The organism is Dryocola boscaweniae, assembly GCF_025215095.1.
Taxonomy (GTDB): Bacteria; Pseudomonadota; Gammaproteobacteria; order Enterobacterales; family Enterobacteriaceae; genus Dryocola; species Dryocola boscaweniae.
Map to the genome: position 1 here is coordinate 66,070 of NZ_JALHAP010000073.1, position 21,886 is coordinate 87,955.

Sequence of the window (21,886 nt, forward strand, 5' to 3'; positions counted from 1 at the left end):
CTCTTATTATTTTGGTTCAGTGCCGAACCATTTTTTATAGATTTCGTTATAGGTGCCGTTCTCTTTCAGGGTCTTCAGCGCGCCGTTTACTTTCGTACGCAGGTCGTCGCTGCCTTTTGGGAAGGCGATGCCGTATTGCTGAGCTTCCAGTGATTCACCTACCGCTTTGAACTGACCGTTACCGGCGGTTTTGATGAAGTACAGGATGTTTGGCGTGTCGTGCAGCACGGCATCAGCACGGTTGGTGCCGAGTTCCATGTAAGCGTTGTCGATGTTCGGGAATTGACGCAGATCTTTGGTTTTGATATTCGCTTTCACGTAATCAACAGACCCTGTGCCGCCTTTAACAGCAACGACTTTACCGTCGAGATCCTTCACGCTTTTAATCTCGTCGTTGTTCGCTTTTACCATCACTAACAGGCCGCTTTTGTAATAGCCGTCAGAGAAATCGATCGCTTTTTGGCGCTCTGGCGTAATGGTGATGCCGGCCAGCGCCAGATCGATATTTTTGGTTTGCAGCGCTGGAATGATGCCGCTGAAGTCCATTGGCTTCAGGGTGTAGTCCAGCTTTAATTCTTTAGCGATGGCGGCCCATAAATCCACGTCAAAACCGACGTATTTGTCGCCTTGTTTAAACTCAAAAGGAACGAATGCGGTGTCGGTCGCGACAACCAGTTTCTTCTCAGCGGCGTGGGAAGTTACCGCAAAAGCCAGGGTGAGTGCAGCCAGTGAAACTTTCAAAATCGACTTCATAGCATTTCCTTTGTTAATCCATGGGGCTATCCCCTGCAGCAGCCAGCGCAACATGAAAGAATCGTGCCAGATCTACAACATATTGTTTTGCAAGGACGTGGATTTGTAACATTGCACAATATGGGTTGCAAGTCAGTCATCATGCACTCTTATGGTGCTCCATTATGGTGCGTGTTTTTAGCTGGCAGGTCGGAGGGTAGTTTTACCGCGATTTAAGGCGGCAAAACAATCATTCATTAACGAATGTGTGAATTGGTTATTACAGGAATGCAACTTTTGCGGCGAGGTTAATCAATTTACTGCTCTAAAATAGTGCATGCCCCTTCCCCGGACAGGGAAGGGAACATAAAAATCATCATCGATTATTCGATATTAGATTCGATAAACCACAGGAATTTATCCAGGTCGCGGGATGCAGCGGTGAAAATATCCGCCGTATCTTCGTCTTTGGCTTCGCCAATGGCTTTACGTACGTCGTTAGCAACGATTCCATAGCGATCCGCCAGCTCCTTCAGGTGATCCTGAACGGTATGAATGTCCAGCGGGTAGCTTTTCAGTGGCGTTTTGCTGTTGATAACCTGCGTGGTGCCCAGCGCAACGCCTCCAAGCTGAACGGCGCGTTCCGCCATGGTATCAAGATGGTCGGTCAGTGCTGTGCGGAAACCGTCGAGCATTTCGTGGACGGCAATAAAGTTGGCACCGCGCATGTTCCAGTGAGCCTGTTTGGTAATCAGAGACAGATCAATGAACTGGATTACCTGACGATTCAGCAGCTCGATGGTGGCTTTTTTCTCGCTATCCGCTACATCATTACGGGTATACAGCAGATTTGTAGATTTGGTTTTTACCAGTTTAGCGGTACTCATAATCTTTCATCCTCTTGATGTGTGTTTCCTGATTTGTTACCGGGACTAAGTATAGCACTGGTTTTTAAACTTGCTGGATCAGATAATACCTATCAGACAAATAGTGAAGACAAGTTAGTAACCATAATGATGTTTTTTATCAGCACTTTAAAAGTCACAACCAGGTTATTTCATAAAAATTAAACCGCAATGAAACATTGAAGTAAATAGTTCTTATTTAGGCCTGTAAATTAAAAGGAATATAAGTGGTTGATCGCTGGTTTTTTATTTCCCGGGCGAAAATAGCCGCGGGAAATAAATTGATCCAGATTAATTTATATCGACACTTTTTATCTGCGTTTCGCGTTTAAGGGTTAGGGTCGAACCAACGGAAGCGGCAATAATCGACAGCAACGCCAGCCACTGAACCAGCGTCAGGTGCTCGCCGAGGAATAGCATGCCGGAGAGCGCTGCGAGCCCGGGCTCCATACTCATCAACGTCCCGAACGTACGCGTCGGCAGCCGGGTGAGCACAATCATCTCAAGCGAATACGGCAGGGCGGTGGACAGAATCGCCACGCCAAGCCCTAACGGGAGAAGGGACCAGTGCCAGAGCGCGCTTCCTGCTTCCCATGCGCCAATCGGCACGAAAATTATCGCCGCAATCAACGAACCAATAGCTACCGTTGCCGGGCCGTGATCGGCGCCCGCCTTCTGACCAGACAGGATATACAACGCCCAGCAGGCGCCTGCGCCCAGGGCGAAAGCGGCGCCGGCTAAGTCGACATGACTTATATCTTGCCCGAGCGGCAGGAGAAACCACAGGCCCAGCACAGCCAGAACCACCCACACAAAATCGATGGCCCGGCGCGATGAGAATAGCGCTACGCTCAGCGGGCCGGTGAACTCGAGCGCCACGGCTATCCCAAGGGGAATAGTCTGTATAGATAAATAGAAGAGATAGTTCATCGCCCCGAGGGATAAGCCATACATCAAAAGCGGCACGCGCTGTTCCGCTTTAAAGCGTAAACGCCAGGGTTTGAATACCGCCACCAGAATCAGCGTGCCTAAAGCCAACCGTATTGCGGTTACGCCGGGCGCGCCAACCAGAGGGAAGAGTGATTTGGCAAGCGATGCGCCGCCCTGAATTGACGTCATGGCAATAAGCAGAACAACGATGGGCAACCAGCCAGGCATTTTTCGAGAAGTTAACGGCATTCTGCGTCCTGTCAGTTTATGTCGAGATGGGTCAAGTTAAGAAAAAGATCATCAGTGTAAAGGAATAACTTATGGCTGGTTGAGTTTTCATTAAGAAAAAACGGGCTAGTATGCGGAGCCGTTTATGTCGCTTTGAGTAAATTTCATTCAGGAAAAATCAAGAATTATCCGAATGACGATTTTATTAAAGCCGACAATAATTGCGCGGAATTGATGATAAGTAATTGATATTTTAGTGACATAATCCGTGCTGGAAACGTTGTGTTACATGAAAAGATTCATTAGACAACACGATTCACGAAGAGTTTCTTACGCGGTTTTGTTATATTTAAATCTTAGGACTTACTTGAAGCACATTTGAGGTGGATTATGAAAAAAATTGCATGTCTTTCAGCACTGGCTTGTGTTCTGGCCGTTTCCGTAGGTACCGCTACTGCAGCAACCAGCACCGTAACCGGCGGCTATGCTCAGAGCGATATGCAGGGCGTTGCTAACAAAACTAACGGTTTCAACCTGAAATACCGTTACGAAAACGACACCCCGCTGGGCTACATCGGTTCCTTCACCTACACCGAAAAAGACCGCACTGAAGATGGCGTTTACAACAAAGGTCAATACTACGGCATCACTGCAGGTCCTGCTTACCGTCTGAACGACTGGGCAAGCATCTACGGTGTAGTGGGTGTGGGCTACGGTAAATTCCAGACCACTGACTACCCGGCAAAAGCTGACACCAGCGATTACGGTTTCTCCTACGGCGCAGGTATGCAGTTCAACCCAATCGAAAACGTTGCACTGGACGTTTCCTACGAGCAGAGCCGCATCCGTAACGTTGATGTTGGCACCTGGATCGCAGGCGTGGGTTACCGCTTCTAATTCACCCTATAAAGGTGAAAATAAAAATCCGCCTTCCAGGGCGGATTTTTTATGTCCTGAATTCACCTTAGCGCGTTCTGGTTTCAAAGATATCGCTTTGCAGATGAGTATAGTCCACCTTCTTAAGCTTAAAGTTGGTAATCCAGGCCGGGCCTGCTTTTTGCTCAGAAATAAATTTGTATTTCAAGGCTAGCTCTTTGGTTTTGATACCGGTCCAGTCAGAGAAGAAACCAAGAAAATCGTTGGCCGAACGGCGCGCTTTAATCAGACGATGTTGCTTATCATCGCTGGAGAGCACCATAAAGGGCACCTGGAAGTTTTGCTGAAACTCATCGTCGTGCGCCAGATACTGCACTTTGGTGCCGCGCTCTTTAAAGGCGAGGCCGTGATCTGAAAAGTACACCATTGAGAAAGTTTCGCCGCTGTTTTGCAACTGCTGGTAGAGCTGTTTAAGCAAATCGTCGGTTTGCGTCATGCTGTAGATATAACAGGACGTTTCTTTCGATTGCACAAACTCCGCGTATTTGCCTTGCGTACGGTCGCATGCCTGCGGGTGCGAGCCCATCAAATGCAGCACAATAAGCTGAGGCGTAGTATGCCGCGTGGCCAATACCTGCGCCGTCATCTTCAGCAGCGCTTCATCACGGGTGTTTTTATCCGCTTCAAAATCGCCGCTCTTTAGAAACTGCACTTCATCAGCGCGTTTTGCAATGCTGGCTATCGCGGTGTCGTACTCGCCAATCTGGCCCTGGTTTGAAAACCACCACGTCTGGAAACCCGCGCGATTGGCGAGCGTAACAAAGTTATCCTGGTATTGCGGCTTCCCGTCGATAACGCGGTTGAGCGTCATGCCCAGCGATTTTTGCGTGGAGCCGCTTGCCGAAATGTAATCAAGGAATAAGTTGCCGTTAACCGAACTGGCAAACGGCGTGTTGTTCCAGTGGCCGCCAAAGGCGCCAAGCGCATCGCGGCGCGCGCTTTCACCAATCACAACCACGTATGTGTGGTATTTCGGTTTTACCGCCAGCACATTCCAGGTGTCTTTCATTTTTGCAAACTCCTGCATGCGAGTCTGCTCATCAAGCACTTCCTGGTTATTCACCATCACGTCTTTAACGAAGCGAAATACCGGATAGCCGGTATCTTTAAATTTGAAGACGCCGCCGTGGGCAAGGTTCTGCACCGGCGTGACAAAAAAGCACACCAGGCTTATTGCAAGGCATGAACTATCAAAGTTGCTCCAGCCCGGATTTGGCGCGGCTTTGCGGCGCACGGCTACAACGCCCAGCGCCAGGATAAACGCTGACACCAGATAGCTGTACCACGGGAAAATGGTCATGATTTCCGTGGATTCTTCAAAGTTGGTCGAATGCAGCGCCAGCAGAGTATTAAAATTGGGCGCGCCGTAAGCCTGCCCGAAAGGGAAATACATCGCTGCGACCAGGCTGCAAAGCGCAATTATTCCTTTCTGAAAGCGCGGGGCGCGACGCCAGAGCAACAGCAGCACGCAGCTAAACGCGACCGCATAAAGCAGGCTGAATTCATAACCTAAAGCGAAATTAATAAGCAGTGATTGCAGGAAGTAAAAACCAGTCCACGGGTTAAGCGCGATACCGCGAGCCGTGAGGGTATCTTTAGCCGTTAAATTCATGTTTACCGAATCAACAAAACGCCATGAGAGAACCCTGGCGACAAGGGTCAAAAACCTGCCTGACAGGCGGAAAAGAAGGGAGAAGGAACCGCATCTGCGAGCCGCTTCATGTGCAGGGCTGCAAGAAGATAGAGCGCATCTCAGAGAAGATCAACTGGTAAGCAAAGCATGTTTTGCGAGGTGGATTGCAAATCGGACAGTTTGTGAGGTTAAAGCCCGCGAAGAGCGCGTACAGGCGAAAATGACGGAAAACAGTTGTTACAAAAAGATGACAAGGAAGGGAAGAAATGCCTGAGTTACGTAAAGGCAGGGCGAGCGCCTACGGCTTCGGTTCTTCGCCCTGTTCAGGTTTTCCGGAAACCCAATCACACAGCATATTCAGCAGCATTAGCCGCACCTGGAAGGGGGAGTGAGTAAACACGCGCATACACCTCTTAAACTCGTTCATAGAAATCCTCCTCGTTATCTCTGCCACCCTTAATCCTTTAAGAGCTGACCGCATTACATACAGATATAGCACAGGCTATATTGTATAGCTAATGCTATTTCGTTAATTTTTTGTGGATGCGTGAGCGTGGTTTACAATGGGGGATTCCGTCGTCGAAGGACGATGTCGCGCCACTGTATGAGGAAGCTTCATGAGCCGTCAGGCAGGTCAAAAGAACAGCGAAAAAGTGACGCAATTACTTAACGTTGAAGAGCATGTCGAAGGTTTTCGTCAGGTGCGGGAAGCGCATCGCCGTGAATTAATTGATGATTATGTCGAACTGATCTCCGACCTTATTCGCGAAGTCGGGGAAGTGCGCCAGGTGGATATGGCCGCGCGGCTGGGGGTGTCTCAGCCGACGGTTGCCAAAATGCTTAAACGTCTGGCGACGCTTGGCCTGATTGAGCAAATCCCCTGGCGAGGCGTTTTTCTCACCCCCGAAGGAGAGAAGCAGGCGCAGCTCAGCCGCGAACGCCATCAGATTGTGGAAAACTTCTTCCTTGCCTTAGGCATTAGCCCGGAAACGGCTCGTATTGATGCCGAAGGCGTAGAACATCACGTTAGTGAAGAAACGCTCGAAGCTTTCCGTCGCTTCACGGAGCAGAGCGGACTTAGCCAGTAAATGTTGAAAGCGCTGGCTCGCCCGTTTTTACGCGATCGCTTTCTTCATTTATTGCTGCTTATCGGCGCGGCGTGTTGTCTGTCCGTTCCATTTCGCCCACGCCAGTGGGCCGGCGCTATCGACTGGCATACCATCATCACGCTTGCCGGGTTAATGATGCTGACCAAAGGCGTGGAGCTAAGCGGCTATTTTGACGTGCTGGGCCGCCGAATGGTGAAGCGATTTGGCAGCGAACGCCAGCTTGCGATGTTTATGGTCAGCGCGGCAGCGCTGCTCTCAACTTTTCTGACCAATGACGTGGCGCTGTTTATCATCGTGCCGCTGACCATCACGCTTAAAAAACTCTGCTCGATGCCGGTGACCCGGCTGATTATCTTTGAGGCGCTGGCGGTGAACGCCGGTTCGCTGCTCACGCCGATCGGCAATCCGCAAAATATCCTGTTGTGGGGGCGTTCGGGCCTTTCCTTTGCGGCCTTCACCTGGCAAATGGCACCGCTTGCGGGAGCGATGGTGGCAAGCCTGTTGGCATTGTGCTGGTTCTGCTTCCCGAAAAAAGCCCTGGATTATCACGGGCACGAAAAAATACACGACTGGCAACCGCGCCTGGTTTACGCAAGCGTTGCGCTGTACGCGGTGTTTATCGTTTCGCTTGAGCTAAAGCAGGAAGCCTGGGGGCTTGCCCTTGTCGCCCTGGGCTTTATCTTTCTTGCAAGACGGGTACTGATACGTATCGACTGGAGCCTGTTGCTGGTGTTTATGGTGATGTTTATTGATGTGCACTTAATCACCAGGCTTCCGATCCTTGAACACGCGTTGCATGGCGTAAGCCAGCTTTCGCAGGGAGGATTATTTGCGCTGGGCATCGCTCTGTCGCAAATTATCAGCAATGTGCCCGCCACTATTTTGCTGCTGAATTATGTTCCAGCCTCGGTTTTGCTCGCGTTCGCAGTTAATATCGGCGGTTTCGGGCTGCTGCCGGGCTCCCTTGCCAATCTCATCGCGCTGCGCATGGCAAACGACAGGCGAATCTGGGTGCGATTCCACTTCTATTCTTTACCGATGCTGCTCTGGGCTGCCCTGATGGGATACGGACTGTTACTGCTATTAACCTAAGATAAATACCAATTGTCAGTTTTTACAGGCGAAATGTATAGCCAACTCCTAAATTTACTAAACGGTAAATTTTTTGTGGCGCAGATAACGCGTAGCAGGACCACTGGCAAATATATGGCAGATCAAAACGACAAGCCGGATAACGGCGAAGAGCAGCAAAACGGCAGCGCTCAAAAAGACAATAATCAAAAAAATAACAATCAAAACAATGACAATCAAAACGACGAAAAAAAACGCCCCGGCAAAAAGCCGCTGATTATTTTGGGCATCGTCGTGGTGGTCATGGTGATTGTGGCGGCAGTGTGGTGGTTTTTAACCCGCAACGAAGAGACCACCGACGATGCCTTCACCGAAGGGAACGCCGTTACCATCGCACCGAAAGTGGCGGGTTACATTACAGAATTGCGCATTGGTGATAACCAGCGGGTAAAAAAAGGCGACCTGCTGGTGGTTATCGATCCACGGGATGCCGCCGCGCAGCGCGATCAGGCTCGGGCGCAGGTCGGCCTTGCACAATCGCAACTGCATCAGGCGCAGGCCCAGCTCGATCTGGCGAAAGTGCAGTATCCCGCCCAGCGCGACCAGGCGTTGGCTCAGGTTGCTAAAGCAGAGGCGGACTTAGCCAATGCTCGTGCAGATTACAAACGCCAGCGCGGCGTGGATCCTCGCGCCACTACCCAGCAAAATATTGATACCGCCGGCGCGCAACTGCGTTCAGCAGAAGCAGGCGTTGCCAACGCCCGGGCGCAGCTTGAAGTCGCAAACCAGGTCAAACTGCAAATCCGCCAGCAGGAAACTAACGTCGAAGCCCGCGCCCGTCAGGTCGATCAGGCCAAAGCCCAGCTTGAAACGGCTGAACTCAACCTCTCTTATACCGAAGTGCGCGCGCCCTTTGACGGTTTTGTCACGCTGCGTAACGTGCAGCTTGGATCGCTGGTGCAGGCTGGAACGGCGCTGTTCTCGGTGGTTTCCCCGGATATCTGGGTCACCGCCAACTTCAAAGAATCCCAGCTCGAAAGAATGCGCCCGGGCAATAAAGTGAAGCTCAGCGTGGATGCTTATCCGGACATGGATCTGGAAGGGCACATCGACAGCATTCAGCAGGGCAGCGGCTCGCGCTTCTCGGCCTTCCCGGCGGAAAACGCCACCGGCAACTTTGTGAAAATCGTGCAGCGCGTGCCGGTGAAAATTGTGATTGATAAAGGGCTGGATGCAAACCACCCGCTGCCGCTGGGGTTATCCGTTGAGCCGAAGGTAACAGTAGAATGAGCGAGCAGGCAACCGGGCATCACGATAACTGGAAACCAGCCAGTAACCCGTGGGCCGTGGCGATAGTCGTCACGCTTGCCGTGTTCATGGAAATCCTCGACACCACTATCGTTAACGTGGCGCTGCCGCACGTCGCCGGTTCGCTCTCCTCAAGCTATGACGAATCCACCTGGGTGCTCACGTCGTATCTGGTGGCAAACGGCATCGTGCTGCCTATTTCCGCATTCTTAAGCCGCCTGTTTGGCCGCAAACAATTCTTTTTAATCTGTATCGTGATGTTCACCGTCTGTTCGTTTTTATGCGGCATCGCCACGGAACTGTGGGAAATCATTCTTTTCCGCGTTATGCAGGGCTTCTTCGGCGGCGGGTTACAGCCCACGCAGCAGTCGGTTTTGCTGGATTACTTCAAGCCGGAGGATCGCGGTAAAGCGTTCGGGCTGTCGTCCATTGCGATTATCGTCGCCCCCGTGCTGGGGCCAACGCTCGGCGGCTGGATAACCGACAACTATTCCTGGCGCTGGGTATTTTTTATCAATATCCCGGTCGGTATTGTCACGGTGCTGGCGATTTATCAACTGCTTGAAGATCCACCGTGGGAGCGTAAATCCGAAGAAAAACTTACCGTCGACTGGACCGGCATCGGCCTTATCGCGCTTGGCCTCGGTTGCCTGCAGGTCATGCTGGATCGCGGTGAAGACGACGACTGGTTTTACTCGAACTTTATCCGCACCTTCGCCGTGCTGACGCTAATCGGCATCATCGGCGCGATTTTCTGGCTGATTTACGCCAAAAAACCGGTGGTGGATTTGCGCTGCATGAAGGACAAAAACTTTGCCGTCTCAAGCCTGCTGATGGCGGGAATGGCGATGATTTTGTACGGCAGCTCCGTGGTTATTCCGCAACTTGCCCAACAGGATTTAGGCTATACCGCCACCTGGTCCGGGCTGGTGCTTTCGCCCGGCGCAATACTCATCGTCCTCACCATTCCGCTGGTTATTAAACTGATGCCGATTGTGCAGACGCGCTGGATTATCGCCTTTGGCTTTAGCTGTCTCGCCGCGTCGTTTTTCTGGTCGCGTAACTTAACGCCGAACGTCGATTTTGAAACGCTGGTGTTATTTCGCAGCGCACAGTCAATCGGGCTGGGCTTCTTATTCGTGCCGCTCACCACTATTGCGTTTATCACCATTCCGCGAAGGCTTAACGCCGACTCGGCGGCGCTGTTTACCATGTTCCGAAACGTGGCGGGCTCGATTGGCATTTCGCTTTCGACGGCGGCGATTACCGAACGGGCTCAGGCGCACAGCGCCCATCTCAGCACCCATATGAATCCGTTTGACGAACAGTTTCAGCAGGCGATTAAAAGCGGCGCGCAGGCTATTCGTGATTTCACTACGCAGGTTGGCGACCCGACCGGCATCGCCACCGGGCAGCTTTATAAAACGATGATCGAACAGTCGCGCATCCTCGCTTACATCGACGTATTCACCATTCTGAGCGTCGTGGCCTTGTTGCTGATTCCATTTTGTTTATTGCTTTCGCCGGTGAAGAGCGAAGGTGCTGCAGGAGCGCATTGATATGAACAGGAGAATGTGGATGTCCACGCTGGCGCTGCTGGTGGCGGGCTGTGCGGTAGGGCCGGACTATCAGCCTGCCAGACCGCAAACCCCCGCAGGTTTTAACGACACGGCGAACCAGAATGAGCCCGGCGTGGCTTCTCACGCGCAAACCACCGCCACCGATCCACGCTGGTGGAAAAGTTTTAACTTCGCGCAGCTTGATAGCCTGATCGAAAGGGCAATTGCAGGCAATCTGACATTGCAGCAAACCGTGCTGCGCATTGCCGGGGCGCGTGAGCAGATTACCCAGGCGGGCGGCGCGTTTTACCCAGGCGTCAACGGCAGCGCGAGCGTTACGCGACAGCAGTTGGGGCTGGAAGGGGAGTTAAAGTCGCACGGCGTTTATGACCAACTGAACGACGTTGATCCGCAGCTCGGCGGCGCGCTCGATCCGCTCACTAAACCGATAACCCTTTACCAGGGCAGTTTTGACGCCAGTTGGGAGCTGGATCTATGGGGAAAAGTTCGTCGCCAGGTTGAAGCGGCGAAAGCCCAGCAGGATGCGGCAATCGAACAACGCAACGATGCGCTGGTATCGCTGGAGGCGGAGGTCGCCCGTGCATGGCTACAGTTGCGCGGCGCGCAAAGCATCATGCAAACGCTGCAAACGCAAATCGACACGGCGCAGCAGACGCTTGAGCTAACGGAAAGCCGTCAGAAAAGCGGGCTCGCCCCGCAAATGGATGTGGAAAACGCGCGAGCTCAGCTTGGCAATCTGCAGGCGCAGCTGCCGCAGTATCAGGCGCAGGAACGTCAGGCGATGAACGGGCTGGCGGTACTGTTGGGTAAACCGCCGGGGGCGCTCGATCGCGAACTGGCAAATAAACAGGCATTGCCGAAGCTGCCGGATATTGTTTCCGTGGGTATCCCTGCAAACCTGGCTCGCCGCCGTCCGGACGTGCGCGAAGCGGAAGCCAATCTTCATGCGGCAACGGCGCAAATCGGCGTCTCCGTGGCACAGCTTTTCCCGTCGCTCTCGCTCACCGGGCAGTTAGGTTTACGCAATGACGAATCGGGTTATTTGCTTGACTGGGCAAGCCATTTTTATAGTTTCGGCCCGCAGGTTTCGATTCCGATTTTTCAGGGCGGAAGGCTGGTTTCAAGCGTGAAAGTGGCGCGCGCCCAGCAGGGCAGCGCGGTGCTGCAATATCGCCAGACCGTACTGACCGCGTTGCAGGATGTGGAAAACGCGCTGGTGAGCTATCGCACCGATCAGCAGCGTGAAGCGGGGCTGGCGCAAACCACGCAGTCCTTACAGACAGCGTTTGATTTAGCCAGCGACAGCTATCGCAAGGGCATCGCCACCTTTATCGACGTGCTGGATGCCCAGCGGCAGCTTGCTCAGGCCGAGCAGCAACGCGCGCAGGCACGGGTCCAAAGCAGCATCGATCTGGTCGCCCTGTATAAAGCGCTTGGCGGCGGCTGGGAGCCTTATCAGCAGGTGAACCTGCCTGATTATTCTGTTTTTGGCGACGCGACGCGCGGCTAGTTTTTGCAGAATCGGGCAAGAAATGGGTAGAAATCCCCCATTTCACGAGGGAAAAGTGGGCGTATAACTGTCAGGCCGTTTAAGAAAACTCTCTGAAACCCTGAACATGAGGTCACCACTATGCGTTATAAAAAACTTGGTAACACCGGGCTGTTTGTTTCGGAACTTTGCCTTGGCACCATGACCTTTGGTGGCGAGGGCGGTATGTGGGGCAAAATAGGCAACCTTGCCCAGTCCGATGCGGAAAAGCTGGTCGGCGGCGCGCTGGATGCAGGCATCAACTTTATTGATACCGCGAACGTTTACTCTGAAGGGCGCTCGGAAATTATCACCGGCCAGGCGCTTAAAAATCTCAAAGTCCCGCGTGAAAACGTTGTCGTAGCGACAAAGGTTTTTGGCGAAACCGGCACCGGAGGGGTCAATTCGCGAGGATCGTCACGCTATCACATCATCAACAGCGTGAAAGAAAGCCTGCAACGCATGCAGCTCGATCATATCGATCTGTACCAGCTCCACGGTTTTGATCCCGCTACGCCAGTCGAGGAAACGCTTCGCGCGCTGGATACTCTGGTGCAGCACGGCCATGTGCGCTACATAGGCGTTTCGAACTGGGCCGCGTGGCAAATCATGAAAGCGCTGGGTATTTCTGAACGCCTGGGCCTTGCGCGATTCGCATCGCTGCAGGCTTATTACACCATCGCCGGACGCGATCTTGAGCGCGATCTGGTGCCGATGCTGCAAAGCGAAGGCGTTGGTCTGATGGTCTGGAGTCCGCTGGCAGGCGGCCTGCTGAGCGGTAAATACGGCCGCGATGGCAAAGCCGAAGAGGGCAGCCGCCGCATCGAGTTCGACTTCCCGCCGGTCAATAAAGATCGCGCGTTCGACTGCGTGGACGTGATGCGTGAAATTGCGGACAGTAAAGGCGTTTCCGTGGCGCAGATAGCGCTCGCCTGGCTGTTGCATCAGCAGGTTGTCAGCAGCGTGATTATTGGCGCTAAGCGTGTCGATCAGCTAAACGACAATATCGCAGCAACTGAGATTCGCTTCACAGACGATGAGCTACAGAAACTGAATGCGGTGAGTGAATTGCCGCGAGAATATCCGGGCTGGATGCTGGAGCGACAGGGTGAATATCGTCGTAACCAGTTGAAATAGTCGGGCGGCGCTGCGCTTACCCGGCCTACAGTTTCGTAGGATGGATAAGCGTAAGCGCCAGCCACCGCTTTCGCGCGAAGTGCTTTACGCGATAAAAGGCACTTCGCGCCTGAGCACTTTATCAATCACGTCAAGCACGCCCTCTTTGTTATTATGGCCTGCCTGGAAACGTGCAATCTGCTTTATTTTGTCCGGCGCGTTCTCCATGGCAAAGCCAAAACCGGCCTGGCAAAGCATCTCAATATCGTTGCCGCCGTCGCCGAAGGTTACTACTTCGCGATCCTGGATATTCCATTTATCCTGCAAAATCCGCAGTCCGTTGGCTTTATGAACGCCGGGAATGATCAGGTCAATGGAACCGTGGCCGCTGGAGACGGGCACGACGATACCTTCCAGAATCGCCGTCAGGGAATCCATGGTATCTGCCAGTAAATCGTCCGGCAGATTAAGCGCGAATTTGAAAATCACATCGTCCGGATGAGAAAAGTCATCCACCAGTTTGAGACGGTGATAATACATGCCGGCCATTTGCTTAAAAGCATCGCTGTAGCTTTTCAACGTATAGCCGTTGCGCTTGCCGCAGGTGATGATATCGACGTGAGGCAGCGTAACCAAGTGGTCAATAACCTTGTTGTACTGCTGTTTTGTCAGCGCGCCGTTAAAGACGTCTTCGCCTTCGCTTACCACCCAGCCGCCGTTATCCGCCACAAAAGAAATTTCATGTTTGATGTCCGGAAAGAAAGAGCTGAGCTGGTAATACTGGTTCCCGCTGGCGACGACAAAACGAATGCCTTGCTCTTTCATCTGTGCGTACTGTTTTGCAAAACGCTCGCGGTTGTAATTTTTACTGTCGTCGAGAAAAGTGCCATCCATGTCTACGGCAATTAGTTTTACACTCATCGAATCCTCCGTTGAATTACGTCAGTCATTATTCTGTATCACTTGCCAACTGAGAGCACTGCGAAGGTTTTGCTACGGCACGGGCAATCAGCGCGGCGACCATCATCAGCGCCAGGACGACCAGCATAGCAAGGCGTAGCCCGTAATGTTCGCCCAGGAAACCAAGCAGCGGCGGCCCCACCAGGAAAGCGACATAGCCAGAAGCGGCAACCACGCTTACGCGGGTGGCCGGATCCGGCCCGGTATCGCCCGCGGCAGAAATCGTCAGCGGGAAGCCAAGCGAAGTACCAAGCCCCCACAAAATGACCGACACGCCGGCAAGGAACGGGCTATCCACAAAGATGATCATTCCGATGCCGAGAATGCCCATCAGCGCGCAGGCTCGCACCACGGTTACGCGGCTGTAGCGATCGATAAACCAACCGCCGGTGAAGCGCCCGACCGTCATGCCCAATGTGAAGCCAACGTAAATCAGCGAGCCGGATGTTGGGCTAAAGCCATGTCCATCCACCATCAATAACGGCAGCCAGTCATTGGCGGAACCTTCGGCAAAGGCCATCGCCAGCACGATAGTGCCAATCAGCAAGAGCTGAATATCTTTATAAAAGGGTGGATGCGGCTCAGCGGCATTTTCGGCATCGCTCGCAGGATTGTCCTTGCCTACGCCATGAGGTATGGCGCGAATCGCAATAGCAATCGGCACGATAACCAGCAGGCCAATCACCAGTAAGTGACCGTAAGCGTTGAAATTTATCGCAGTTAAACTCATGCCGATGCCCGCGCCTACCAACGTGCCAAGGCTGTAAAATCCATGCATCATCGGCAGCACGGTTTTTTGCATCAATCCTTCAACCACTGCGCCCTCTACGTTCATCGCCACTTCGGAAGAACCCAGCCCCATGCCCAGCACCGCAAGACCTAAAGCGAACAGAAGCGGAGAAGAGAAAAACAGCGCGACGCCCATGCCCAGCATGCCGGCTACCATCAGCGTCATGCCGCTGCGGATGATGTTATGCGTGCCGAAGCGTTTGACCAGCCAGCCTGAGCAGAGAATGCCGCTCATCGAACCGATGGACAGGCCAAATAGCACAATGCCTATGCCCGCGGTGGAAACGTTAAGCGTGTCGCGGATAGCCGGGGTGCGTGTCGCCCAGGAAGCCATAACGAGGCCGGGCAAGAAAAAGAAGGCAAACAGCGCCCAGGTACGAAGCAGTAAGGCTTTTCTGTGAGTCGTGACGGCAGGCATGAAGAGAACTCGCGGGTGTTGTAAGACGAATGGTATTCACACTAGCAAGAATGTGTACATTTGTACACGTTCGCGGTTAAACTCTTTTCATCGCCAATAATGCAGGCATTTAACAGGATTTCGCATGAGAAAAGCCCCCCAGCGCAACGATCCGGACAGGCGCGCCCGCATCCTGCAAGCCACGCTGGATATGCTGGTAGAGCACGGCGTCAGTCATATCACGCACCGTAAAATCGCTGAAGCGGCGGGCGTTTCGCTAGGATCGATGACCTACTATTTTGATGGCATCGAATCGCTCCTTAGCGAAGCATTTACCCGGTTCGCGCTGGAAATGTCAGACAGCTATCGCACCCGACTTGAGCAGGCAAAAAACGCGGATGAAGCCTGTGAGGCCATTGTCGATATGATTTGCGGCGAGACGATCGCGACTTCCTATAACCTGCAGGTGATGTATCAGCTTTATGCTTACGCCAATCGTACGCCGAAGCTTAAAATAATCATGCAGGACTGGATGAGCCGCAGCCAGCAGGCGCTGGAAACCTTTTTCGATCCGATAACCGCCCGCACGCTGGACGCCTTTATTGAAGGCATGACGCTGCACTACGTCACCGATCGCGAGCCGATGAGCCGCGAGGATCTCACGCGAATGATTGCGAAAATCGTGCGCTAATTACGACGCTTATTTTACCGGCCACTACAGGTATTACCGCAGATAAATATGACCCCGCATGGGTGTTATATATTTGCTCTGCCGGTGGGTTTACGGGGGTAATTTCTGCGCTGTTGATGAATTTCAGGCAATAAAAAACCCATCAACCTTGAACCAAAGAGGCGGGGTTGATGGGCTCCACAAATTGGGGACATCAAAGAAAAGCAGTGGCACTAATTAAGACTAGCGCCCGGGCAAAAAGTTCTGCCCGTCATAAAAAAAATCTATTTTTCTTTGTCTATGATACGGATCACAAACCTGGCCATACGATGACAATGAGCGTGCCTGCTAAAGTTAACAATACGTTAGCGATGGCATAGGTGCCTGCATAGCCCAGGGCTGGAATGTTGCTGCGCGCCACATCGCTGATGATTTCCATCGCTGGCGCGCAGGTACGGGCGCCCATCATCGCCCCGAAGAGCAGGGCGCGGTTCATGCGCAGGACGTAGGCGCCAAACAGGAAGCAAATCACTACCGGCACGAGGCTGACAATTAAACCGGCAATCAGCATTTGCCCGCCGACCGCGCCGACGTGGCCGATGCCGCTGCCAGCGCTCAGGCCCACGCCTGCCATAAATACCATCAAGCCAAACTCTTTCACCATGTTCAGCGCCCCTTGCGGGATGTAGCCGAAGGTGGGATGGTTGGCCCGCAGGAAGCCCAGCATGATGCCTGCGAACAGCAGCCCTGCCGCGTTACCAATACCGAAACTGAACGAGCTGAACTGGAAGGTGATCATCCCAATCATCAGGCCAATGATAAAGAAGGCGCAGAAGGCTAGCAGGTCGGTTATCTGGCTGTGAATCGAAATAAAGCCGATACGTTCCGCAACGGTTTTCACGCGCCGCGCATCGCCGCTAACCTGTAGCACATCACCCTTATTCAGCACGATATTGTCATCGATTGGCATTTCAATCTGGCTGCGGATGACGCGGTTCAGGAAGCAGCCGTGATCGGTCAGTTTTAACTGTCCCAGGCGGCGGCCAACGGCATTGTGGTTTTTTACCACGATCTCTTCGGTAACGATGCGCATGTCCAGCAGATCGCGATCGAACACTTCTTTGCCGTTTCGGAAGCTTGGGTCGAGGCGAGAGTGAGCATCCGGGTAACCGACAAGGGCGATTTCATCGCCTTTTTGCAGCACCGCATCGCCATCCGGATTAGCCAGAATACCGTTGCGGCGAATGCGTTCTATATAGCAGCCGGTCTGGCGATAAATCCCCAGCTCGCGCAGATTTTTACCGTCAGCCCAGGCGACCAGCTCGGAACCAACGCGATAGGCGCGGATAACGGGCAGATAAACTTTGCGGGTCGCATCGGTGTCCAGGCCGCGTTCACGGGCGATTTGCTGAGCGCTGGTCTGTAAATCCTGATGCTGTAGTTTTGGCAAATAGCGCGCGCCGACGATCAGGCTAACCAGGCCGATGAGGTAGGTGAGGGCATAGCCAAGGCTCAGATGATCAAGCGATGAGGCAAGCGCATCGCCCGACATACCGGAATGGCGCAGCGTATCTCCGGCGCCGACCAGCACCGGGGTGGATGTCATGGAGCCTGCCAGCATCCCGGCGGTGAGGCCAATATCCCAGCCGAACAGCTTTCCTAACCCCAGGGCAATCAGCATGGCGCTGCCCACCATGACCAGGGCCAGCATCAGGTAGTTTTTTCCGTCGCGGAAGAAAATAGAGAAAAAGTTTGGTCCGGCTTCCACGCCCACGCAAAAAATGAACAGCATAAATCCAAGATTTAAGGCGTCGGTGTTAATGGCGAAATGCTGTTGTCCCAGTAATAAAGAGACCACTAAAACACCAATGGAATTACCCAGTTGGACTGAGCCAAGGCGTAATTTACCCAGGCACAACCCTAAGGTTAGCACCACAAATAATAACAGGATGTAATTCCCGTTTAACAAATCTGCGACGTTTATATTCACGAAGGCTAACTTCTTGTTTACCAGTAAGCTATTGAAAGGAAAAGTTTTTTAGGTTAAGGTTTTTACCGAACAGTGCGTTAATCAACGCCTTCTGAAAGCATTAAAATATCACAGACAACACCTTAACAACGGCCGCTAGTTTAATCTTTATGATGTTTAACGGCTAGTAAGAATATTGTGCTAATTAAGGCGCGCATTTTTGGCATGGATAGCCGCAACTTTATCAGACTTGGGTCTCTTTGCGCAGCGGAGAGTAACGGTTTTATTGGTTCGATACAGGTGACTAGAAGGAGAAGGTATGTACAGGCGTGGAGAACGCTGGTTAGGGATAATCTGCTGCTTTGTGCTCTTTATTCTGGTTTTTTTGTCGCTGCATTTAAGCGTGACGGGTCGCTTTATCGCCACCGGCCATATGGAGCTGGGGTGTTTGTTTTTTGTTCTGCCCGGCGCGATTGCCAGCTTTTTTGCAAAAGACGGAAAAGTGGTTGGGCCGCTGACAGGCGCGATGCTGGCGCTGCCGCTTTGCCTGGTGCTGGTGCATACCACATTGACGCCGGTCCGTTCGTTCTGGCAGGAAGTGGCCTGGCTGTTCAGCGCGGTATTCTGGACGTCCCTGGGTTCGCTGGGTTTCCTGCTGATTAATATGCTGCGCAAGCGATCTGTAAGCACAAAAAAACCGGCTCGCTGAGCCGGTTTTTCATATCTTGAGCTTACTCTTACTATTCCGCGCTCTGGAACAAGGCCAGATGCTCTTTCGCGTAAGCTTCGAAATCGGTGCAACCACCAATGTGTTTTTGATCGAGGAAGATCTGCGGTACGGTTTCAACCGGTTTACCCACTGTTTTTTCCAGATCGGCTTTGGTGATGCCTTCCGCGTGAATATCAACATAGCGGAAGTTAAAATCGTCACGCTCAGCGGTCAGTTTCTCAGCCAACTCTTTAGCACGAACGCAATACGGGCAGCCCGGGCGCCCAAAAATTACTGCAAACATGGTATCTCCTTAGTTTTTGTGGCCGATTCGAAACGGCGAATGGGGAGCATAATGCCGATAACTCACCGTTTTGAAAAGAAGGTCCTGCCTGTTAGTTTGATACCCGGCACCTATGGCTAACGTTTTTAAAACTCAATAACAGGGTATACTGGAGCGCTAATTTCCTCTGGAGACAAGCGGATGCGTTCACTCGGTGCGTTACCCAGGCCGGTCTTATTACTTGAAGTAGCAGGCATCGGCTTTTTACTTCTTTCTTATCTCTCCCTGCATGGCTACGTCACGTTGCCCGCACCAATCGGTAGTGCGAGCGCCGCCATTGTCATGATATTTTTGGGCATTGCGCTAATGATCCCGGCAGCAGCGTTTATGGTATGGGCCATGGCGCAAAACATTGCCCCGCTGTTGACCAAAGGCCCGTTGCCAGAAGATAAATCGCCAACCGATAAGACAAAGGAAAAACGAGATGACGCCGACCATTGATCTGCTACGCGCACACCGTTCTATTCGCAAATTCACCAATGAGCCCATCACAGACGAACAACGCGCGGCGATTATAGCCAGCGCCCAGTCGGCCTCCAGCTCCAGTTTTTTGCAGTGTAGTTCGATAGTTCGTATTACCGATAAAGCGATGCGCGAACAGCTTGTGACGCTAACCGGCGGGCAGGCGCATGTGGCGCAGGCCGCAGAGTTTTGGGTGTTTTGCGCCGATTTCAATCGCCTGTTGCAGATTTGCCCTGACGCGCAGTTAGGGCTTGCAGAACAGTTGTTATTAGGCGCGGTAGATACCGCAATCATGGGGCAAAACGCCTTTACCGCTGCCGAATCCCTGGGGCTCGGCGGCGTCTATATCGGCGGCATTCGTAATAGCATCGAGGCGGTAACTGAATTACTTGGCTTGCCAAAACATGTTCTGCCGTTGTTTGGCCTGTGCCTGGGATGGCCGGATCAGGAGAGCGGCGTGAAGCCGCGTATGCCCGCCGCCATGCTGGTGCATGAAAACCACTATCAGCCGGTCGATAAAGATCTGCTGGCGCGCTACGACGAGGAGATGGCGCAGTACTATCTCTCCCGTGACAGCAACGCGCGCCGCGATACCTGGAGCGACCATATTCGTCGCACCGTAATCAAAGAAAGCCGTCCGTTTATCCTGGATTATTTGCACAAGCAGGGCTGGGCCACGCGCTAAATGCTACGGCGGTGATATGATAAACGCGCTGTTATTATCGGACTGGAAACGCTGAGGTGCCGCAGGGTGAAAATCGCCATTTTGTCCCGGGATGGAACGCTTTATTCATGTAAACGCCTGCGTGAGGCGGCGGTGCGCCGTGGCCACACCGTAGAAATCATCGATCCGCTATCTTGCTATATGAACATCAATCCGGCGGCCCCCTCGGTGCATTACAAGGGGCGCCAGCTTCCCCATTACGATGCCGTAATTCCGCGTATCGGCTCAGCCATTACTTTTTACGGCACGGCGGTGCTGCGTCAGTTCGAAATGCTGGGAAGCTATCCGCTCAATGAATCCGTCGCCATTACGCGCGCGCGCGATAAACTTCGTTCGCTGCAATTGCTGGCTCGCCAGGGGATTGACCTGCCCGTAACCGGCTTTGCCCATTCGCCGGATGACACCAGCGATCTTATCGACATGGTAGGCGGTGCGCCGCTGGTGGTGAAGCTGGTCGAGGGCACGCAGGGCATCGGCGTAGTGCTGGCGGAAACGCGGCAGGCTGCGGAAAGCGTCATTGATGCCTTTCGCGGGCTGAATGCGCATATTCTGGTGCAGGAATACATTAAAGAAGCGAAGGGCGCGGATATCCGTTGTCTGGTGGTCGGCAATAAAGTGGTGGCAGCGATTGAACGGCAGGCAAAGCCTGGCGACTTCCGCTCGAATCTGCATCGCGGCGGGCAGGCAAATCAGATCACTATTACCGAGCGTGAACGTGAAATTGCTTTGCAGGCGGCGACAACTTTAGGGCTTGATGTCGCAGGAGTGGATATCTTACGCGCCAGCCGCGGTCCGTTGGTAATGGAAGTCAATGCATCCCCTGGTCTGGAAGGTATTGAAAAGACAAGCGGCGTTGACATAGCAATGCTGATGATCAAATGGATTGAGCTTCAGGCGCTGCCTGGCTTTTGTCTGAAAACCGGCGGATAAGCCCCAACCGACTGCCTGAACACCGCGCGGCCGGGCAGATAAACAACGCCCAAACGAACGCATAAACATAGTATGAGGCGCCATTTTTGCGTAAGCTATGGCGCGACTTTCACCATCTTTAAGAGGCATCTGCATTTATGGATTCACTCGTTGTCCCTACGCTGGACACCTTACGCCGCTGGCTGGATGAAATTGGCGTGACTATTTTCGAGTGCGATACCTGCCAGGCGCTGCATTTGCCGCATATGCAGAATTTCGATGGGGTTTACGATGCCAAAATCGATCTGGTTGACAATATCGTGCTGTTTTCAGCGCTTGCTGAAGTAAAACCTTCCGCTTTGCTGCCGCTGGCCTCCGATCTTTCTTCGATTAACGCAAGCTCGCTGACCGTAAAAGCGTTTCTCGACGTGCAGGATGATAATCTGCCCAAGCTTGTGGTCTGTCAGTCGTTGCAGGCGTCGGTTGGCATTACACGCGATCAGTTTGCCGCCTTTGTTAAGCAGAGCGAAGAGCAGATCTCTATGGTTATTCTTGAAGCCTGCGCAAACCAGTTGCTTTATATCGCTGAAGAAGAAGAGCCGGTCGGCACAACTATTCAAACTCACTTTCTCCACTAACCGTGGCTTAATCAGGCGCAGTGGCTGCCAGGCTTGCTGCGTTCTGCGCATTTTTATTCTGCCTTAATGCTTTTAAAGCAGAATTATCCTCTGCAGAAATCCCTTCTGCGGCCGATCTCGTAGACCAAATATCCTTAAAAAATTGATAAAAGGCGTTTTTTTCTCTGGGCTCTGTTCGCGAACCCTGGCTACAGTTATTCTTGCGGGGCTGCCAAAAGCGTGCAACGTCTGCAGAAAATG

At 52.7% G+C, this 21,886-nt stretch carries 22 protein-coding genes; 13 read left to right on the plus strand and 9 right to left on the minus strand.

Annotation, left to right across the window (positions count from 1 at the left end):
• Positions 1–6: 6 nt before the first annotated feature.
• From glnH to rhtA, 3 genes are all read right to left on the minus strand, one after another.
• Positions 7–753 carry a glutamine ABC transporter substrate-binding protein GlnH gene (gene glnH, locus MUA00_RS05725; protein WP_271122134.1) on the minus strand — a complete coding sequence of 249 codons (747 nt, stop codon included), beginning with the start codon at positions 751–753 and terminating at the stop codon, positions 7–9.
• Between the two features lie 362 nt (positions 754–1,115).
• Complete coding sequence (gene dps / locus MUA00_RS05730; RefSeq protein WP_121267370.1) at positions 1,116–1,619, minus strand: DNA starvation/stationary phase protection protein Dps; 504 nt, start codon at positions 1,617–1,619, stop codon at positions 1,116–1,118.
• 309 nt (positions 1,620–1,928) lie between these two features.
• On the minus strand, positions 1,929–2,816 hold the full coding sequence (rhtA, locus tag MUA00_RS05735; protein WP_271122133.1) for a threonine/homoserine exporter RhtA: 888 nt from the start codon (positions 2,814–2,816) through the stop codon (positions 1,929–1,931).
• 369 nt (positions 2,817–3,185) lie between these two features.
• Between rhtA and ompX the strand changes: the two genes are divergently transcribed.
• Positions 3,186–3,692, plus strand: a complete 507-nt coding sequence (gene ompX, locus MUA00_RS05740) for an outer membrane protein OmpX (protein ID WP_271122132.1) — start codon at positions 3,186–3,188, stop codon at positions 3,690–3,692.
• A gap of 67 nt (positions 3,693–3,759) precedes the next feature.
• Here the strand turns inward: ompX and MUA00_RS05745 are convergent, their stop codons facing one another.
• Positions 3,760–5,343 (minus strand): sulfatase-like hydrolase/transferase, encoded by a 1,584-nt coding sequence (locus tag MUA00_RS05745; RefSeq protein ID WP_271122210.1) that lies wholly within the window; start codon positions 5,341–5,343, stop codon positions 3,760–3,762.
• 319 nt (positions 5,344–5,662) lie between these two features.
• On the minus strand, positions 5,663–5,791 hold the full coding sequence (gene mntS, locus MUA00_RS05750; protein ID WP_271122131.1) for a manganase accumulation protein MntS: 129 nt from the start codon (positions 5,789–5,791) through the stop codon (positions 5,663–5,665).
• A gap of 190 nt (positions 5,792–5,981) precedes the next feature.
• On the opposite strand from mntS, the gene mntR reads away from it, so the two are divergent.
• The 6 genes from mntR to MUA00_RS05780 all read left to right on the plus strand — a co-directional run bounded on the left by mntR (position 5,982) and on the right by MUA00_RS05780 (position 13,097).
• Positions 5,982–6,452, plus strand: coding sequence for a manganese-binding transcriptional regulator MntR (mntR, locus tag MUA00_RS05755; protein WP_271122130.1), 471 nt, complete (start codon positions 5,982–5,984; stop codon positions 6,450–6,452).
• Entirely contained in the window at positions 6,453–7,565 is a 1,113-nt protein-coding gene (locus MUA00_RS05760; protein ID WP_271122129.1) for an anion transporter, read from the plus strand.
• A 114-nt stretch (positions 7,566–7,679) separates the two neighbouring features.
• Entirely contained in the window at positions 7,680–8,834 is a 1,155-nt protein-coding gene (locus MUA00_RS05765) for an HlyD family secretion protein (RefSeq protein WP_271122128.1), read from the plus strand.
• Positions 8,831–10,411 (plus strand): DHA2 family efflux MFS transporter permease subunit, encoded by a 1,581-nt coding sequence (locus MUA00_RS05770; protein WP_271122127.1) that lies wholly within the window; start codon positions 8,831–8,833, stop codon positions 10,409–10,411. Before MUA00_RS05765 ends, MUA00_RS05770 begins: the two co-directional genes overlap by 4 nt.
• 1 nt (position 10,412) lies before the next feature.
• On the plus strand, positions 10,413–11,942 hold the full coding sequence (locus MUA00_RS05775; RefSeq protein WP_271122126.1) for an efflux transporter outer membrane subunit: 1,530 nt from the start codon (positions 10,413–10,415) through the stop codon (positions 11,940–11,942).
• Between the two features lie 120 nt (positions 11,943–12,062).
• Positions 12,063–13,097 (plus strand): aldo/keto reductase, encoded by a 1,035-nt coding sequence (locus MUA00_RS05780; protein WP_271122125.1) that lies wholly within the window; start codon positions 12,063–12,065, stop codon positions 13,095–13,097.
• An 84-nt stretch (positions 13,098–13,181) separates the two neighbouring features.
• Here MUA00_RS05780 and MUA00_RS05785 read toward each other — a convergent pair whose 3' ends face one another.
• Together MUA00_RS05785 and MUA00_RS05790 are read right to left on the minus strand one after the other, a co-directional pair.
• Positions 13,182–13,997, minus strand: coding sequence for a Cof-type HAD-IIB family hydrolase (locus MUA00_RS05785; protein WP_271122124.1), 816 nt, complete (start codon positions 13,995–13,997; stop codon positions 13,182–13,184).
• A gap of 28 nt (positions 13,998–14,025) precedes the next feature.
• Positions 14,026–15,243 (minus strand): MFS transporter, encoded by a 1,218-nt coding sequence (locus MUA00_RS05790; protein WP_271122123.1) that lies wholly within the window; start codon positions 15,241–15,243, stop codon positions 14,026–14,028.
• 124 nt (positions 15,244–15,367) lie between these two features.
• On the opposite strand from MUA00_RS05790, the gene MUA00_RS05795 reads away from it, so the two are divergent.
• Positions 15,368–15,913: a TetR/AcrR family transcriptional regulator gene (locus MUA00_RS05795; protein WP_271122122.1), complete on the plus strand. Its 546-nt coding sequence runs from the start codon at positions 15,368–15,370 to the stop codon at positions 15,911–15,913.
• 289 nt (positions 15,914–16,202) lie between these two features.
• Here the strand turns inward: MUA00_RS05795 and MUA00_RS05800 are convergent, their stop codons facing one another.
• Positions 16,203–17,882: an aspartate:alanine antiporter gene (locus tag MUA00_RS05800; RefSeq protein WP_271122121.1), complete on the minus strand. Its 1,680-nt coding sequence runs from the start codon at positions 17,880–17,882 to the stop codon at positions 16,203–16,205.
• Positions 17,883–18,180: 298 nt separating this feature from the next.
• On the opposite strand from MUA00_RS05800, the gene MUA00_RS05805 reads away from it, so the two are divergent.
• Positions 18,181–18,570: an inner membrane protein YbjM gene (locus MUA00_RS05805; RefSeq protein WP_271122120.1), complete on the plus strand. Its 390-nt coding sequence runs from the start codon at positions 18,181–18,183 to the stop codon at positions 18,568–18,570.
• A gap of 31 nt (positions 18,571–18,601) precedes the next feature.
• Here the strand turns inward: MUA00_RS05805 and MUA00_RS05810 are convergent, their stop codons facing one another.
• Positions 18,602–18,874, minus strand: coding sequence for a GrxA family glutaredoxin (locus MUA00_RS05810; protein ID WP_121267231.1), 273 nt, complete (start codon positions 18,872–18,874; stop codon positions 18,602–18,604).
• Between the two features lie 180 nt (positions 18,875–19,054).
• On the opposite strand from MUA00_RS05810, the gene MUA00_RS05815 reads away from it, so the two are divergent.
• The 4 genes from MUA00_RS05815 to MUA00_RS05830 all read left to right on the plus strand — a co-directional run bounded on the left by MUA00_RS05815 (position 19,055) and on the right by MUA00_RS05830 (position 21,646).
• Positions 19,055–19,354, plus strand: coding sequence for a YbjC family protein (locus MUA00_RS05815; RefSeq protein WP_271122119.1), 300 nt, complete (start codon positions 19,055–19,057; stop codon positions 19,352–19,354).
• Complete coding sequence (gene nfsA, locus MUA00_RS05820; RefSeq protein ID WP_271122118.1) at positions 19,338–20,060, plus strand: oxygen-insensitive NADPH nitroreductase; 723 nt, start codon at positions 19,338–19,340, stop codon at positions 20,058–20,060. Before MUA00_RS05815 ends, nfsA begins: the two co-directional genes overlap by 17 nt.
• Before the next feature lie 66 nt (positions 20,061–20,126).
• On the plus strand, positions 20,127–21,029 hold the full coding sequence (gene rimK / locus MUA00_RS05825; protein WP_271122117.1) for a 30S ribosomal protein S6--L-glutamate ligase: 903 nt from the start codon (positions 20,127–20,129) through the stop codon (positions 21,027–21,029).
• A gap of 137 nt (positions 21,030–21,166) precedes the next feature.
• Entirely contained in the window at positions 21,167–21,646 is a 480-nt protein-coding gene (locus tag MUA00_RS05830; protein ID WP_271122116.1) for a YbjN domain-containing protein, read from the plus strand.
• Positions 21,647–21,886 lie beyond the last annotated feature (240 nt).